Genomic DNA, 14,940 nt, shown 5'->3' with positions numbered 1-14,940 from the left:
TATAAATTTCCACTTATTTTTTCAAAAATTATTGACTTTTTTACGTATTAAATACAAATTAAGCCTTAGACTTTAAAGTCTATCAGAGCCTTGTTTTGCCAGACAAAAGGCTTTTATCACTCAGGAAGGAGTTGTACCCTAGTGAACGGAAGTACAGTTTCTATTAACAGCGTGTCCAAGCATTTTGGCTCGTTCCATGCGCTTGACGACATCAGCATTACAATTAAGCAGGGTGAATTTTTTTCTCTGCTTGGACCGTCCGGCTGTGGAAAGACAACACTTCTCCGCATTATCGCAGGATTTGAATTTCCTGATGAAGGCGCAGTTCTTTTTGATGACAAGAATGTTGTGCCTCTTCCGCCTAACAAACGCCAGAGCAATACAGTTTTTCAGAGCTACGCGCTTTTTCCGCACCTTTCAGTTTATGAAAATGTCGCGTTTCCGCTCCGCTTAAAAAAGACTGACAAAAAAACAATCGACGAAAAAGTAAAGGAATACTTGCATCTTGTTCAGCTTGACCAGCACATGTATAAAAAGCCGAACCAGCTTTCAGGCGGACAAAGACAGCGTGTGGCAATTGCAAGGGCGCTCATAAACGAGCCGAAGGTTTTGCTTCTTGACGAGCCTCTTTCTGCGCTTGATGCAAAGTTGCGCGCAAATCTTTTGGTTGACCTTGATGCGTTGCACGACAAAATCGGAATCACATTTATTTACGTTACCCACGACCAAAGCGAAGCTCTTGCCGTAAGCGACAGAATCGCTGTAATGAACCAGGGAAAAGTTCTTCAGGTTGGAACTCCGTTTGAAATTTATGAAAGTCCGGCAACGCAATTTGTAGCGCAATTCATAGGCGAGACAAACCTTTTTGAAAGCACAGTTGTTTCCTGCGAGCCTCACAAAAATTCCAAGGGAGAAGATGAATTCAACGTAACGCTGAACACTCCAGTTCTTGGACTTCAGGCAAAGCTTAAAGGCGAAACTCAGGCAATGCGCGAAGAAGACAAAAACATTCTTGTTACAGACTATGACCACACAGATCCTGGCCAGAAAGTCTGCTTTACAATCCGTCCGGAAAAAATCCGCATAACGCTTGAAGAGCCAAATGTAGGCGGAAGAAAAGACATCAATGTTTTCAAAGGAATTGTAGAAGAGCCGGTTTACACAGGATTTCAGTCTAAATTCTATGTGCGCCTTGAAAACGGAGCAATCATAAAAGTATTCAAGCAGCACACAAACTATCTTGATGACGGTCCGGAAATCGCCTGGAAAGATGAAGTCTTTGTTTCATGGTCAGCAGACGACGGCTACATTGTTGAGGACATAAACACATGAAAAGCAAGCAGGAAAAGAAAGAGCATAAAAGCTTTCAGCTCAAACTGGCTTCAAAAGCTTACAGTGCAAAATACAAGAAGGCAAATCCCGGTCCTGCTTATGCCTGGCCAATGGGAGCTTGGTTTTCACTTTTTTTTATTGTGCCGCTGATTATAATTGTGTGCTATTCATTTTTAAAGCGTGATGTTTACGGCGGAGTCACAAGGGAATTTTCGCTTAAAGCCTACGAGCAGATGCTAAGTCCAGCTTACGGTCTTATATTTTTGCGCACGCTTTGGATTACAATAATTGCCACAGCAGTTACAATTCTCATTTCGCTTCCGTGCGGATATGCGATGGCAAGAAGCAAGCACCAGACACTTCTTTTGATTCTTGTTATTGTTCCGTTTTTAACAAACAGCCTCATAAGAATTTTTGCTTGGATTACAATTCTTGGAGACAACGGACTTTTCAACCAGCTGCTTTCAAATTTGCACGGAATTATTTGCAAGATAACTGGCTCTACAAAAGAATTTGTTCCGCATAAATTTATGTTTACGCGCGGGGCAGTTATTCTTGTAAGCATTTATATGTACTTGCCCTATGCGATTCTTCCAGTTTTTACAGCGGTGGACAGATTCGACTTTACTTTGCTTGAAGCCGCACGAGACCTTGGCGCAACAAAAATGCAGTCCATGTTTAAGGTTCTGATTCCCGGAATTAAAAGCGGAATTTTAAGCGCAGTAATTTTTACGTTTATTCCGATTTTTGGAACATATACAGTTCCGCAGCTTGTAGGCGGAAAAGACAGCTATATGCTTGGAAACATCATTGTTGACCAAGTTCAGAAAGTACGCAACTGGCCGCTAGCTTCTGCATTCAGCCTTGTAATTACAGTTATAAGCATGGCAGGCGTTCTGCTTATGCTTTCAACAGGAAAAAAAGAAGCAGACTTGAACAAGAAGTCGAACAAAGAAGACACAACATCAAGCATCGCGGAAAGCATTTCCAAAGCCAGCCTCGAAGGAAGCAAATGAAAAATCCGATTTTATTACTGAACAAAAAATACAAGTCGATTCCCAAAAGCGAGTCAAACAGACACGCAAAACGCCAATGGAAAAAACGCAATCCAAAATTCAGTCTGTCAAATACAGTTCTGTGCCTTTCGATTTTGTTTTTGTTTTTGCCGCTGTTTGTAATTGTGTTTTTTTCATTCAACGAGTCAAAAGACACAACGTTTACAAATTTCTCATTCATCTGGTATCAGAAGCTTATTTTCAGTTCCAAACCTTTATGGCACGCACTCTTGAACAGTTTTATTGTAGCCGTAACTTCCGCAATTACAGCAACTGTGCTTGGAACTTTGGCGGCAATCGGAATCAGCTGGTATAAGTTCTTCGGAAAATCCTACATTCAGTCGATCAGCTTTTTGCCAATGGTTCTGCCGGAAGTAATCATGGGAATTTCCCTCCTGATTTTTTTCAGCGGAATAAAACTTTCGCTCGGACTTTTTACAATTTTCATTGCGCACACAACATTTTGTCTTCCGTTCGTTTATCTTATGGTAAGCGCGAGAATCGATGAATTTGACTATTCAATTATAGAAGCAAGCCACGATTTAGGCGCAAACGAATTTCAGACGCTCACAAAAGTAATTGTACCTGCAATCATGCCTGGAATTATTTCCGGCTTTATGATGAGCATAACAATGTCGTTTGAAGACTACGTTATAACAGCTCTTGTTTCAGGACCGGGAAGCACTACACTTCCGCTTTACGTTTATTCGCTTATAAGATTCGGCGTAAGTCCTGTAATCAATTCGCTTTCGTTCGTGCTGATTCTGATAATCTGCGCCATTGCAATTCTGCTTAGAAGCCGCCTAAAAACATTTGCGGCATCAAGATAATTCATTCTGCAAAAAAGCAAAGCTGACCTTAAATGCCAGCCTTGCACAGGAGTTTCTATGAAAAAAAGAGTTTGTTCAATTATTTCAGCTTTTATCGCCTGCGCCTCTGTTTCGTTTTTTTCATGCAAAGAAGAAAATGAAGTCTACCTTTACAACTGGACTTACTATACGCCGGATGAAGTTTTGCGCGACTTTGAAAAAGAATTCAACTGCACTGTAAAAGTAGACAGCTACGCTTCAAATGAAGAAATGTATGCAAAGCTAAGAGCAGGAGCAAAAGGCTACGACATAGTTGTTCCGTCTCAGGATTACTGCTCGATTATGATTAAGCAAGGAATGTTCCGCGAGCTTGACCAAAGCAAGATGACAAACAAAAGCCACATAAATCCGCTTGTATTTGAAAAAGCTGATTACGATCCGCAAATGAAATACTGCGTTCCATATTATCTTGGAGCCGCCGGAATTGCCGTGAACAAGACAAAAGTTTCCGCGGATTATGAAAGAACCTGGAACATTTTTGCAGACAAGCAGTTTGCAGGACACGCCACAATGATGGACGATATGCGCGAAGTTATTGGGGACGCCCTTACAACTCTTGGCTACAGCATAAATACAGTTAACCAGAATGAGCTGAAAGAAGCTTCGGATTACATAGTAAAAAACTGGAAGCCGAACCTTGTAAAGTTTGACGCTGAAGGATTCGGAAAGTCATTTGCTTCCGGCGACTTCTGGCTTTGCCAAGGATATGCGGAAGTTGTATTTGGAGAAGTTCCTGAAGACAAATGGGAAGAAACAATCGACTTCTTTATTCCAGCTGAAGGCGGACCTTCTTACCTTGACAGCATGTGCATTCTAAAAGATGCTCCTCACTATGACCTTGCCAATGAATTTATAAACTATATACATCGTCCTGAAGTCTACGCAAAGTTTCTTGACGCTTTCCACTTTCCTTGCTTTGTAAATAAGGATGCCGCCCAATACATGACAACAAAAGCAATGTATGAGGCAGACCAAATGTCAAACTGCGTTCTAAAGGAAGACCTTGGCGAAGACCTAGACAAATACAACGAGCTTTGGCAGGAAATAAGATTCACTGAATAATATGAAAATCATTGCTAAAAAAACAGCCCTCAATGGACACATTCAAGTTCCGGGCTCTAAATCGCATACAATCAGAGCGCTTTTGCTTGCTTCCCTTGCAGAAGGAACTTCATATATACGCAATCCTCTTCCAAGCGCAGACTGTCTTAGCGCAAGCCGTGCAGTTCCTCTTATGGGCGCAAAAATTGAACTGGAAGAAGGCTCTGTAAAAATCGGGCAGACTTGGACAGTCCAAGGAGCAGGAAACGAAATCCACTTGCCAAGCAATATTGTTGACGTAGGAAATTCCGGCTCGCTGCTTTACTTTATGTCGCCAATCGCAGCCACATTTGAAGGCTGGAGCGTATTCACTGGGGACGAAAGCATAAGAAAACGCCCCGTAAGCCACGTTGTAGACGCATTAAGGCAGCTTGGAGCGCAGGCATTCACTGCGGAAGAAAAAAGCGGAACTTGCCCAATGCTCATAAAAGGCCCTATAAATGCAAGCAATACAGTAAAAACAGGCGGCGAGCTTAGCCAGTATATTTCTGGAATGATGATGGCGGCTTGCAGGCTAAACGGAACTCTCAAAATCGAACTTTCAAATCCAAAAGAAACTCCGTATCTTTACATGACTCAAAAGTGGCTTGAAAGCTGCGGAGTAAAAGTCAGAATGTCCAAGGACTTTAAGCACATTGAAGTTGACGGTCCTGCAAAAATCAAGGCGTTCGACAAAATAATTCCAAGCGACTGGGAAGCCGTGGCATTTCCGCTGATTGCAGCCTTAATCACAGACAGCGAAATTACAATCGACAACGTGGACTTAAGCGGAACTCAGGGCGATGAGGCAATAGTTGAAGTTCTAAAATCACTTGGAGCGGACATTGAACTTGACAAGCAAGCCTGCTCGCTCAAAGTGCGCGGCAGAACAAAAGCCAGAAACGGAACAGGACAACTTTCCACGGAGCTTTTAAAAGACAAGGAGCTTCACGTAAATCTTTCTGGATTCCCCGATGCAGTTTGCGCTCTTGCCGCAGTTTCTTGCTTTGCGGAAGGAACTGTATTTATTGAAGACATTGGAGTTTGCCGCAGAAAGGAAACAGACCGCATAAAGGTTCTAAAAAGCGAGCTTGAAAAACTTGGCGCGCAAGTAGAAGAAGGCGAAGATTTTTTGGTTATCCACGGACATTCGCCAGTCCTAAATGACGGAAAAGAAAATCCAGCGTTTACCCTGCACGGCGCAGAAGTTGAAAGCTACCTTGACCACAGAGTCGCAATGAGCCTTGCATGCCTAGGACTTGGATTAAAAGAAGGTCAAGAAGTAAAAGTAAAAGACGCCGAATGCTGTTCTGTAAGCTTTCCTGAATTCTTTGAAGCCATGAACAAAATAGGAGCTGGATTCACGCAAGCCTAAAAAAACACGCCGAGTTTTTAAAAATTCCCGGCGTGAAATTTAAAAAGTACGGCGTGTTTTAAAGAAATTCTCGCCGAGAATTTTAAGAATACTACAGATACAAAACTGAAATTGAAAAGCAAACTGGATTATCGGGTCGCTGCCCAGTAATGATATTAAAAGCAAAACTGCACGTAAAGCGTTTTACTTGCTTTTTTCACGGCCTTCAACAAGCTGAACTCTCCAGTCGTACTCTTTCTGCTCGTCTTCAATTTCCTGCTTGCGGAATGACTTTGACACTTCTTCAATAACAGGAGCAATGTTTATAACGGCATCTACAATGCAAGGCTCAAAATGACTTCCGCTTGATTCCTTGAAAATTTCAATTGTGCGCTCAATAGAAAACGGCTGTTTATAAGGTCTCCAGCTTAAAAGGGCATCAAGAACATCGGCAGCAGCCATTATGCGGGCGCAAAGAGGAATTTCATTTCCAGAAAGTCCATTCGGATAGCCGCTTCCATCATATTTTTCATGGTGGCAGTAAGCCATCTGTTCCGCAACCATGTTAAACCAGCCTCTGTTTATCATAGGCAAAAGCTGCACAAGCCTTTTTCCTTCAGCAGGATGAGCTTTCATCATTTGAAATTCTTCATAAGTGTATTTTCCGGGCTTGTTAAGAATGCTGTCTGGAATGTGAACTTTGCCAATGTCGTGCAAGTTTGCCGCGGCGGAATAAACAGAAATTGCCTGCTCTGTAAGAATTTCCTTGTAATGACCTTCCTTTACAAGTTCCCTGGAAATAAGCTCCACATATTTTACAGTATGGCGGACATGGTGGCCCGTAAAAAGCTCGTGGCTTTCAAGCATTCTTGGAATAAATTCCATAATCTTCATCTGAGTATCTTTCAGCTGAAAAGCCTTTGTAAGCGCGCGGCTAAGAGTTGAACGGCTTCTTTTGGAAAGCGCAACCGCTATAATGTAGGAAAAAACAAATTCAATTGTAAATCCTGCGCTCTGCGAAAAAAAGTAAAAGCTTTCAGTTGTGTTAAAACTGACGCACATAATTTTTGCGCGGAAATAAATTGAAGCAATCATAAAAACGTAGCAGACAAGTGCAATGCATCTTGTAAGCACAGCATTGTAATAAAGGCAGCTAAGAAAAACTACAAGCGCATAAGAAATATTGATTCCGATATGTCCGTTTGTTCCCATGTACGCCAAAATCGCAGCCATAACGCAAAGCCCGAACACCATAGGAATTCTGTGCCAGCGGAAAACATAGACAAAAATGCTCTGAATAATAGAAAATAAAGCTATGACGATTCCAAGTGTAACTGAATATGAATAGGGAATTTCAAAAATGCCAATCTTGCTGATAACAATAAAAAGTGGCGCAAGAACATTTCCAAGCAGCAAAATGCCAGTTGTAAGCCTGTTGACACTTTCAATATTTTCAGCGAAAAATTCTTCGTCTTCAACCGGCACAGAAAACTCCCTTCACTCTCCCAGCAAGAAAAAATCCAGAAACTTAAGTTCTTAGAAATACTTTTCAAATTATAAAAATATTCCGAGTAAAAATCAACACACCATAATTGCCACAGCGTAAATTGAACAAAAGAACACACATTGAACGCTGGCAGATTTTATGATATAATTATAGAATTATAACAAAAGGGGTCTTACTTTGATTTACTATCTTGGCGGCTTGCTGAAAAACTTTTGGGGACCGGCTAGGCTTTTTCAGTCATATACAGTTCTGATTGCGCTTGCGCTTTACACAGGATTTTTTCTTTCCAAAGTATTAATTCCAAAATTCTACAAGTATCTTCCAAGCGACAGAGGAAGAGAATTCACACTGACAAAAGAAACCGCAAAAGGAAAGCCGACAGGTTCTGGCGTTGTGTTTATAACAATCTTTGTAATACTCTGCTTTATAATTGTTCCGCTGGATTACCTTCAGTCTGGAATTCTTGCGCTTACTTGGCTTATGATGCTTACTGGTTTTTTAGACGACAGAAGTTTAAAAGGCTGGGGAGAATACAGAAAGGCTTTTTTGGATTTTGTGATTGCAGTGGCGGCGGCAGTTCTTTTAATGCATTATCTTTCGCAGACTTCTCCAGACGGAAGACTCAGATTTTGGTTTCCATTTTTTTCAACTACGATTCATATTCCGTGCTGGCTTTACGTTGCAATAACAGTAATCATGCTTTGGATGTCTGTAAACACAACAAACTGCACAGACGGAGTAGACGGATTAAGTTCAACTCTGGTTCTGATTGCGCTTTTGACTATGGGCGCGCTTTTTTATATCGTGCTTGGCCATGTTGACATTTCAACATACCTTCTTGTTCCGCATTTAAAAGACGGAGCTTCCTGGGCAATAATAACATTCTGCCTTGCCGGAGTTCTTATGGGATACTTGTGGCACAATGCGTTTCCAAGCTCAGTTCTTATGGGAGACGCAGGCTCACGCGCTCTGGGATTTTTTATCGGCGTATGTGTAATGGTAAGCGGAAACCCGTTTTTATTCCTTGCAACTTCTTCAATTATTTTTGTAAACGGCGGCATAGGACTTTTAAAAGTCGCGCTAAAAAGATTCTTCCATATTTCAATTTTTGAAACAGTAAGATTTCCGCTGCACGACCACATGAGAAAAAACAAAGGCTGGTCGCCAACTCAAGTGCTCATCAAGTTTATGATAATTCAGCTTTTGATAACTGTCGCAATGCTCGGAATATTCTTTAAAATCAGATAAGGAGAATTTTCAGCTAATATAATAAATTAAATTTTGAGTTTTATAATTCAATGTCATTATCGGGCTCGCCCCTGCGATGTTTCTGAAAAAAATTCAGTTAATAATCTATTGAAATTTTGCATTAGATTGTCGTGTCAAGCACGGCAATGACAAACTTGTTAGCATAGGAATAACAGCAAAGTATCTACTTTTATCAAAAATCGACATTCAGTATAATAAATTAAAACACATACAACACACAAACCAAAGCGAGGAAGATTATGGAAAAAAAATCAAAAGTTTTTTTTACAGATTTCCGTGTAACTCAGGACGGCGGAATAGAGGCAAAGCTGAAAAAGCTCTGCAAGAAAGCCGGCATTGAGCAAATTGACTTTCACGGAAAATTCACCGCTATAAAGCTTCACTTCGGGGAAGACGGAAACCTTTCATTCCTGCGTCCGGATTACGCAAGAGCCGTTGCAGAACTAGTAAAAGAACTTGGCGGAAAACCATTTCTTACGGACTGCAACACTTTGTATCCAGGCTACAGAAAAAATGCTCTTGACCATCTTGACTGCGCGCAAAAGCACGGATTTTCCCCGGCGACAACTGGTTGCCAGATAATAATCGGAGACGGACTAAAAGGCACAGATGAAGTTGACGTTCCTATTGTAAACGGAGAATACTGCAAAACTGCCCACATCGGAAGAGCCGTAATGGATGCCGACATTTTTATAAGCCTTTCACATTTTAAAGGACACGAGGCAACTGGATTCGGCGGAGCAATAAAAAACATAGGAATGGGCTGCGGAAGCCGTGCTGGAAAAATGGATCAGCACAACACAGGAAAACCGCAGGTAAATCAGGAAGCCTGCAAAGGATGCCGCTTGTGCTCAAAAGAATGCGGTTCAGACGCAATCACTTATGAAAATAAAAAAGCTTTTATAAACCAAGAGCTTTGCAAAGGATGCGGAAGATGCATTGGAGCCTGCAACTTTGACGCAATCTATAATCCAAACTGGAACGCAAATGAAGACCTTGACTGCAAAATGGCTGAATACACTCAGGCAGTATGCTACGGACGTCCTTGCTTCCACATAAACATAATCCGCGATGTAAGTCCTTGGTGCGACTGCCACGCTTTCAATGACGCGCCGCTTATTCCAAACCTTGGAATGGCAGCAAGTTTTGACCCGGTTGCACTGGATCAAGCATGCTCAGACTTATGCTGTCAGGCTGCAAGATTTGAAAACTCGCAAATTGCAGACAACATAAAAAAAGGACTCAAGCCAACAAAAGACCTTTGGAAAGATTCCACGCCAGAATCAGTCTGGGATATGTCGCTAATCCACGGTGAAAAAATCGGTCTTGGAAGCCGCAAGTACAAATTAGAAAAATTTTAAGGATTAGATTTAAAATTTACAGCCAGCTTATAGCAATACAGTTTATAGGCTGGCATTTTTTTTTCATTTCAACTGACTAAGTTATCATAAAAATCATTTGCGATTAGTACCATTTTATAGTATCATTTATTTATGAACTCAAAGCAAAAGAGGATTTATGATTTAATCTTCAAGAATCCAGTTCAGTCAAATATTGAATGGAAAGAAATTGAAAACTTGCTTAAATCATTAGGAGCAAATATATCAGAAGGAAACGGCTCAAGAGTTCGCATAGAATTGAATGGAGAAAGAGCTGTATTCCATCGTCCTCATCCAGAAAAAGTAACAGACAAAGGCGCAATAAAATCAATGCGCAGATTTTTATATAATGCAGGAGTTAAAAATGATGAATTATAAAGGCTTTGTTGGAATCGTGGAATATGATGATGAAGCCCGCATTTTTTCAGGAGAAGTTATAAATACTCGGACAGTAATTACATTTCAAGGCACAACAGTAGATGAAATTGAAAATGAATTTCATGCCTCTGTTGATGACTATCTTGAATGGTGCAAAGAAGATGGCATTGAGCCAGAAAAGCCGTATTCTGGAAAGTTCAATGTAAGACTTACACCTTTCTTTCACAGTCAAGTCGCTATTGCCGCAAAAAAACTAAATATGTCCTTAAATAGCTTTGTAGAAAAATCATTGCATGATGAGATTGCAACTATGCAGTCAGCATTTTAATCACTTACAAAATCCCTAGCAGGAGGAAAATTATGGGAAAGAAAAATGTTGGAATTATTCAGCATCTTTATTTGGCAGGAATGGCAATTTGCGCCATTGGATTTTTGTGTCCGCTGTTCAAGGCTCTTGGGCAGACAGCGAACGGATTCGATCTTATTTCAAAAGATTCTTCTGTAATAAGCGCAGGAATTCTTTTGATTTTTATCGGAGCTGTGGCAGGCGCAGTTCTTTGCTTTATCAAAATAAAAAATGCAAAGCTCTTTAAGCTGATTGCTCTTGCAGCAAGCATTCTGGGAGGAATAATTCTTGTAGTGCAGATGAACAACAGCGCGCTTTCACGTCTTATTGGAAAAGAATTCTTAAAGCACGCAACATTTGGATTCTACATGATAATTGCCGGCTGGATTATTGCAATTGCAGGATTTATAAAAACGAAATAGTTCAACTTTAAAAACTTCGGGTTAATGCCCGAAGTTTTTTTTCAGCTGATAATTTTTTTGAAATGCTTGCAAACTCCACGGAACTTTTTTATATTCTATATATAAACATTGCAAAAAATATGCAAATCAGGGAAGGAAAAATCTTCAATGTATAAGAAGCTATTTTCAAAACACATATAGCTTTTGAAAGGCTAATATACGCAAAATAAAAATATACGGAGGATATATGGAAGACATCGCAAGAGCCTGTTTTGTTATAGACGGAAATTATACAAGAAAAGGCTTTTCACATTTGGCGCAAGACGGAATTGATGGAAATTACTATTCAATAAATTTTGCAGCTCTCACAGAATACACGTCTTCTCTTATTGAAGCGGAAACTGGCAAAAGATGCGTGTTCTCGGATAAAAAAGTGTTCATGGGAACAAACGCAGAATTTGACCGTGAAAACCAGAAATTTTACAGGGCACTTGATGAAGCCGGATTTCAGCGCAACACATTCAACTTGCGCTCGCAGGAAAATTCGAACGGAAGACTTCCAACACTAAAAGAAGACGCTGTAGACACAACAATTGTATTCAACACAGCAAAAGAATTCTACACAAAAAGCCGCGATGAACGGTTTGACACGCTTGTTCTCTATGCAGGAGACGGAGACCTTTCAGTTCTTGTTTCAGGGCTCAAAGCGGAAGGCGTGCGCGTGTTTGTTATCTACTATGATTTTAAAACACCAGTTTCCATTACAAGAGCTTCACAGAATTTGCTTGAAACCGCAGACAAGGCAATCAGCATTTCAAGTCTTCTTGACGAGCGTGTTTCTCAGCAGATAAAATCAATCTTTACAAAAATAGATGCGCCGGAACAAGGATTTCAAATTCACTACAAACCAAATGCCAGAAGCACATTTGAAATGCCTGCCCACAATTTTGTTTTGCCTGAAAGACTCATCATAGAAGGAATTTCCAACTGCCGAAAAGACGACGACGGATGGGCACTTGTTGCTCAGCTTGGAAAATCAATTGAATACAAAATGGGCGCAAAGCTTCCGTTTGGAACAAAACTCCGCGCAGAAATTGCAAGATACCCAAAAACATTTGAGACAAAAGAAGTGCCGGCATTCAGCGTAAGAGTAAAATCAGCAGCATTACAGCATAAAAGCTAACTAAAAAATCACAATCGAGGTGAATTATGAAGAAGCGTATTCTTTTTGTTTTATTTACAATTTTTATTTCTGCATTTTTATTTTGCCAGTCATCTTCTACGAAAAAAAAGAAGCCTGCAAATTCAACTTCTACCACAAGAAAAGCTGCCACCCCTTCAAACAGTAAAAAAAGAACTCAGCAAAAAGCGCAAAGCAATGCCAAAAGCAAACAAAACCCTAGCAGCACTGCAAGCGCCAAAGCAAAAAGCAAAAATTCTTTGTGGAACATTAAATTGCTAGACACCGCAAGAAATGTTGATTATCTGGACGACTTTGAAAAAAATGTAATTCTGGAAATGAACAAAGCAAGAACAAATCCAAAGCAATACGCTGATTTATATATTGTTCCAAGGCTGGAAAATTTCGATGGATACAACTATGTCGAAAAAAGAATGTCGGCGGCTGGTCCGTACTACAGGACAACTTGCACACAAGAAGGTCCTGCGGCTGTAAAAGAATGCATAAATTATATGTACGAACAAACTCCACGCCCGCCACTTAAACCATCTAAAGAACTTACACAAGCTGCAAGAGGCCATGCGGAAACCCAAGTAGTAACTGACCAGCTTGGGCACAAAGGAGTTGACGGCTCGACACCAGCTGAAAGAATGCAAAACTACGGCATGTTTATGGCGACTGCTGAAAATATATTTTATTGCGTAGACACAGCAAGAAATACGGTTGTAAAATTTTTAATTGACGATGGAGTAGATTCACGCGGACACAGAAAAAATATTATGAACAAAAGGTACAATATAGCCGGCGTAGGATATGCTGAATGCGAAGAAAACAGAAGAGATGAATGTGTAATCGACTTTGCCCAAAGCTATGTGGAGAAGTAATCAGTTATAATCGACATAATCCCAGCACCCGAAAGCGCATTGTTGCAGGTTGACTTGGAAAATTAATCAGTTATAATCGATTCAACAAATACAACTTACGTAACTTTGTTGCAGGTTGACTTGGAAAATTAATCAGTTATAATAGCATCGGAGGTTTTGATTATGAAAACTTAGTTGCAGGTTGACTTGGAAAATTAATCAGTTATAATTTTGGGAACCGTTGTAAACAACATCTTTGTGTTGCAGGTTGACTTGGAAAATTAATCAGTTATAATCCTCTTGCGGTAGAAACGCCATTAACAGGAGTTGCAGGTTGACTTGGAAAATTAATCAGTTATAATAAAGGAAGTGCAGACAAGAAGTAATCTTGAGTTGCAGGTTGACTTGGAAAATTAATCAGTTATAATGCATGATTATGTGATAATGAGGGCGGCTCAGTTGCAGGTTGACTTGGAAAATTAATCAGTTATAATAAACAGCGATGAATTTCTGAGTCGAAGTTTGTTGCAGGTTGACTTGGAAAATTAATCAGTTATAATTGCCAAGAGGGTACTCGCCTCTTGCGGTAGGTTGCAGGTTGACTTGGAAAATTAATCAGTTATAATACATCCGATGTAATTCTTTTTGAGATAAAGAAATAGAATACATTGGATGTATTTTTTTTTGAGGAAAAATCAAAATAACATAAGTTGTTCAGGTGCTTTTTTTTCAATTTTATTTCCTGACGAATAGCTGATTATATTGGAATATTGCCTATCTGTTATTGTAAGAATATCAACTTTTCCATCTGGAGGCAAGTTGCTTACTATCTGTTTATAATATTTTTCGCAGGCATCTTTTCCAGAAAAAAGTTTTGTGTAAATTGAATACTGAACCATAGAAAATCCATTGTCCAAAAGAAAATTTCTAAAGTCAGTTGCGGCTTTCCGCTCTTTCTTTTCAATCACCGGCAAATCAAACAAGACCATCATCCACATAAGCTCGTACCTGTTCAATTCAAGATTATTCATCTTCTTCACCTTGCTCCCAAATCGGAAGCTCAATGGCAGAATTTTTATCTTCCAGTGCGTGAACATAGGAAGCCGTCATATACTGCATACTCTGAAATGCCGGAGCATAGCCTTCTGAAGTTTTTACTTTTAGCCACAAAGAATCCGTAAGCCGTTTTTTGTTTTTTGGCGAAAGCTCTTCCTCGCCTTCCAAGCACATTTTATAGACAATAGAATCCACAAGCGGACGATAGATTTCAAAAAAGTCATCGGCAAGGCAAAACTGATTTAAATTGTTGCTGTGGTTCACACCTAAAGCCGGAATAAGTCCCGAAGCGCAGACTGCTCTTGTCATTGCCGCTCGCATAACCGCATATCCGTAGTTCAGAAATGAATTGATTCCTTCTTCGTTTCGGTCGCGGCGGAATTCTTTTCCGAACAGCGTTGTCCAGTAAATTTTTGCGGCATAAGCTTCCCGGTTGTCGCTGTCGCCAGACTTTACAAGTTTTGAAATCTTTTCAACAAGAGAATAATCTTTTTCGTATAATTTTAAGACTTTTGCCTGATTTTCGATTTTTCGGATTACTATCTGCTGCCAAATTCTTTTCTTTAACGGCTCGGAAGCGTTTATCTGATTTTTTATAATTTTTGTAAAAAGGCAGTGATTCGCTACAGGCAAAACCATGCTCTGCGGAATAAAATTCTTTCCGCACAAGACCGTAACGCAGCCCCGTTCAGAAAGAGCGTTAAGAATATTCTTGCTGAGCGTAATTCCCTGCGCAGAAAGCAGAAGAACCGACACGTCATCCAGCGGAACTTGCCCCAATGTCTCAGTTCCATGCTGGATAACAACAAAGCCGCGGCTTAGAGAAACATAGCGATTTTCTTCACAAATCTCTAGAATTCTATTCAGCATA

At 40.2% G+C, this 14,940-nt stretch carries 14 protein-coding genes, 1 pseudogene and 1 CRISPR repeat array; of the genes and pseudogenes, 12 read left to right on the top strand and 3 right to left on the bottom strand.

Features of this window, described 5'->3' with window-relative positions:
• The first annotated feature begins 141 nt into the window (after nt 1-141).
• Genes Q0N70_RS02635 through aroA form a run of 5 tightly spaced genes read left to right on the top strand, consistent with a single transcriptional unit; the run spans nt 142 to nt 5,711 of the window.
• Nucleotides 142-1,332 carry an ABC transporter ATP-binding protein gene (locus Q0N70_RS02635; RefSeq protein WP_013702228.1) on the top strand — a complete coding sequence of 397 codons (1,191 nt, stop codon included), beginning with the start codon at nt 142-144 and terminating at the stop codon, nt 1,330-1,332.
• Complete coding sequence (locus Q0N70_RS02630; protein ID WP_294013475.1) at nt 1,329-2,348, top strand: ABC transporter permease; 1,020 nt, start codon at nt 1,329-1,331, stop codon at nt 2,346-2,348. The genes Q0N70_RS02635 and Q0N70_RS02630 overlap by 4 nt, the downstream gene beginning before the upstream one ends.
• Nucleotides 2,345-3,217 (top strand): ABC transporter permease, encoded by an 873-nt coding sequence (locus Q0N70_RS02625; RefSeq protein ID WP_294013471.1) that lies wholly within the window; start codon nt 2,345-2,347, stop codon nt 3,215-3,217. Before Q0N70_RS02630 ends, Q0N70_RS02625 begins: the two co-directional genes overlap by 4 nt.
• Before the next feature lie 57 nt (nt 3,218-3,274).
• On the top strand, nt 3,275-4,318 hold the full coding sequence (locus Q0N70_RS02620) for an extracellular solute-binding protein (protein WP_294013466.1): 1,044 nt from the start codon (nt 3,275-3,277) through the stop codon (nt 4,316-4,318).
• Nucleotide 4,319: 1 nt separating this feature from the next.
• On the top strand, nt 4,320-5,711 hold the full coding sequence (aroA, locus tag Q0N70_RS02615; protein WP_294013465.1) for a 3-phosphoshikimate 1-carboxyvinyltransferase: 1,392 nt from the start codon (nt 4,320-4,322) through the stop codon (nt 5,709-5,711).
• 183 nt (nt 5,712-5,894) lie between these two features.
• On the opposite strand, the gene Q0N70_RS02610 is transcribed toward aroA, so the two are convergent.
• Complete coding sequence (locus tag Q0N70_RS02610) at nt 5,895-7,175, bottom strand: HD domain-containing phosphohydrolase (protein ID WP_294013462.1); 1,281 nt, start codon at nt 7,173-7,175, stop codon at nt 5,895-5,897.
• 199 nt (nt 7,176-7,374) lie between these two features.
• On the opposite strand from Q0N70_RS02610, the gene Q0N70_RS02605 reads away from it, so the two are divergent.
• The 7 genes and pseudogenes from Q0N70_RS02605 to Q0N70_RS12295 form a co-directional block, all read left to right on the top strand.
• Nucleotides 7,375-8,445 carry a phospho-N-acetylmuramoyl-pentapeptide-transferase gene (locus Q0N70_RS02605; RefSeq protein WP_294013459.1) on the top strand — a complete coding sequence of 357 codons (1,071 nt, stop codon included), beginning with the start codon at nt 7,375-7,377 and terminating at the stop codon, nt 8,443-8,445.
• Between the two features lie 260 nt (nt 8,446-8,705).
• Nucleotides 8,706-9,827, top strand: coding sequence for a DUF362 domain-containing protein (locus tag Q0N70_RS02600; RefSeq protein WP_294013456.1), 1,122 nt, complete (start codon nt 8,706-8,708; stop codon nt 9,825-9,827).
• A 132-nt stretch (nt 9,828-9,959) separates the two neighbouring features.
• On the top strand, nt 9,960-10,223 hold the full coding sequence (locus Q0N70_RS02595; RefSeq protein WP_288758017.1) for a type II toxin-antitoxin system HicA family toxin: 264 nt from the start codon (nt 9,960-9,962) through the stop codon (nt 10,221-10,223).
• Nucleotides 10,210-10,551 carry a type II toxin-antitoxin system HicB family antitoxin gene (locus tag Q0N70_RS02590; RefSeq protein WP_288758015.1) on the top strand — a complete coding sequence of 114 codons (342 nt, stop codon included), beginning with the start codon at nt 10,210-10,212 and terminating at the stop codon, nt 10,549-10,551. The genes Q0N70_RS02595 and Q0N70_RS02590 overlap by 14 nt, the downstream gene beginning before the upstream one ends.
• A gap of 32 nt (nt 10,552-10,583) precedes the next feature.
• The gene (locus Q0N70_RS02585) at nt 10,584-10,991 is read left to right on the top strand and encodes a hypothetical protein (protein WP_288758012.1); all 408 of its coding nucleotides are present in this window, start codon (nt 10,584-10,586) and stop codon (nt 10,989-10,991) included.
• Between the two features lie 226 nt (nt 10,992-11,217).
• A complete protein-coding gene (locus Q0N70_RS02580) occupies nt 11,218-12,153 on the top strand; it encodes an NYN domain-containing protein (RefSeq protein WP_294013445.1) in 936 nt (311 codons plus the stop codon).
• A gap of 26 nt (nt 12,154-12,179) precedes the next feature.
• Nucleotides 12,180-12,977 (top strand): annotated as a pseudogene (locus Q0N70_RS12295) (CAP domain-containing protein); the annotation flags it as partial.
• A 32-nt stretch (nt 12,978-13,009) separates the two neighbouring features.
• Nucleotides 13,010-13,639: a CRISPR direct-repeat array (repeat unit 36 nt; unit sequence GTTGCAGGTTGACTTGGAAAATTAATCAGTTATAAT).
• A 69-nt stretch (nt 13,640-13,708) separates the two neighbouring features.
• Here Q0N70_RS12295 and cas2 read toward each other — a convergent pair.
• Nucleotides 13,709-14,044 carry a CRISPR-associated endonuclease Cas2 gene (gene cas2, locus Q0N70_RS02575; RefSeq protein WP_294013442.1) on the bottom strand — a complete coding sequence of 112 codons (336 nt, stop codon included), beginning with the start codon at nt 14,042-14,044 and terminating at the stop codon, nt 13,709-13,711.
• Nucleotides 14,037-14,939: a type II CRISPR-associated endonuclease Cas1 gene (gene cas1, locus Q0N70_RS02570; RefSeq protein ID WP_294013439.1), complete on the bottom strand. Its 903-nt coding sequence runs from the start codon at nt 14,937-14,939 to the stop codon at nt 14,037-14,039. The genes cas2 and cas1 overlap by 8 nt, the downstream gene beginning before the upstream one ends.
• Nucleotide 14,940: the final 1 nt, after the last annotated feature.

Origin of the sequence: uncultured Treponema sp. (genome assembly GCF_945873775.1) — a bacterium.
Lineage (GTDB): Bacteria > Spirochaetota > Spirochaetia > Treponematales > Treponemataceae > Treponema_D.
This window is presented reverse-complemented; position numbering and strand designations above follow the sequence as displayed.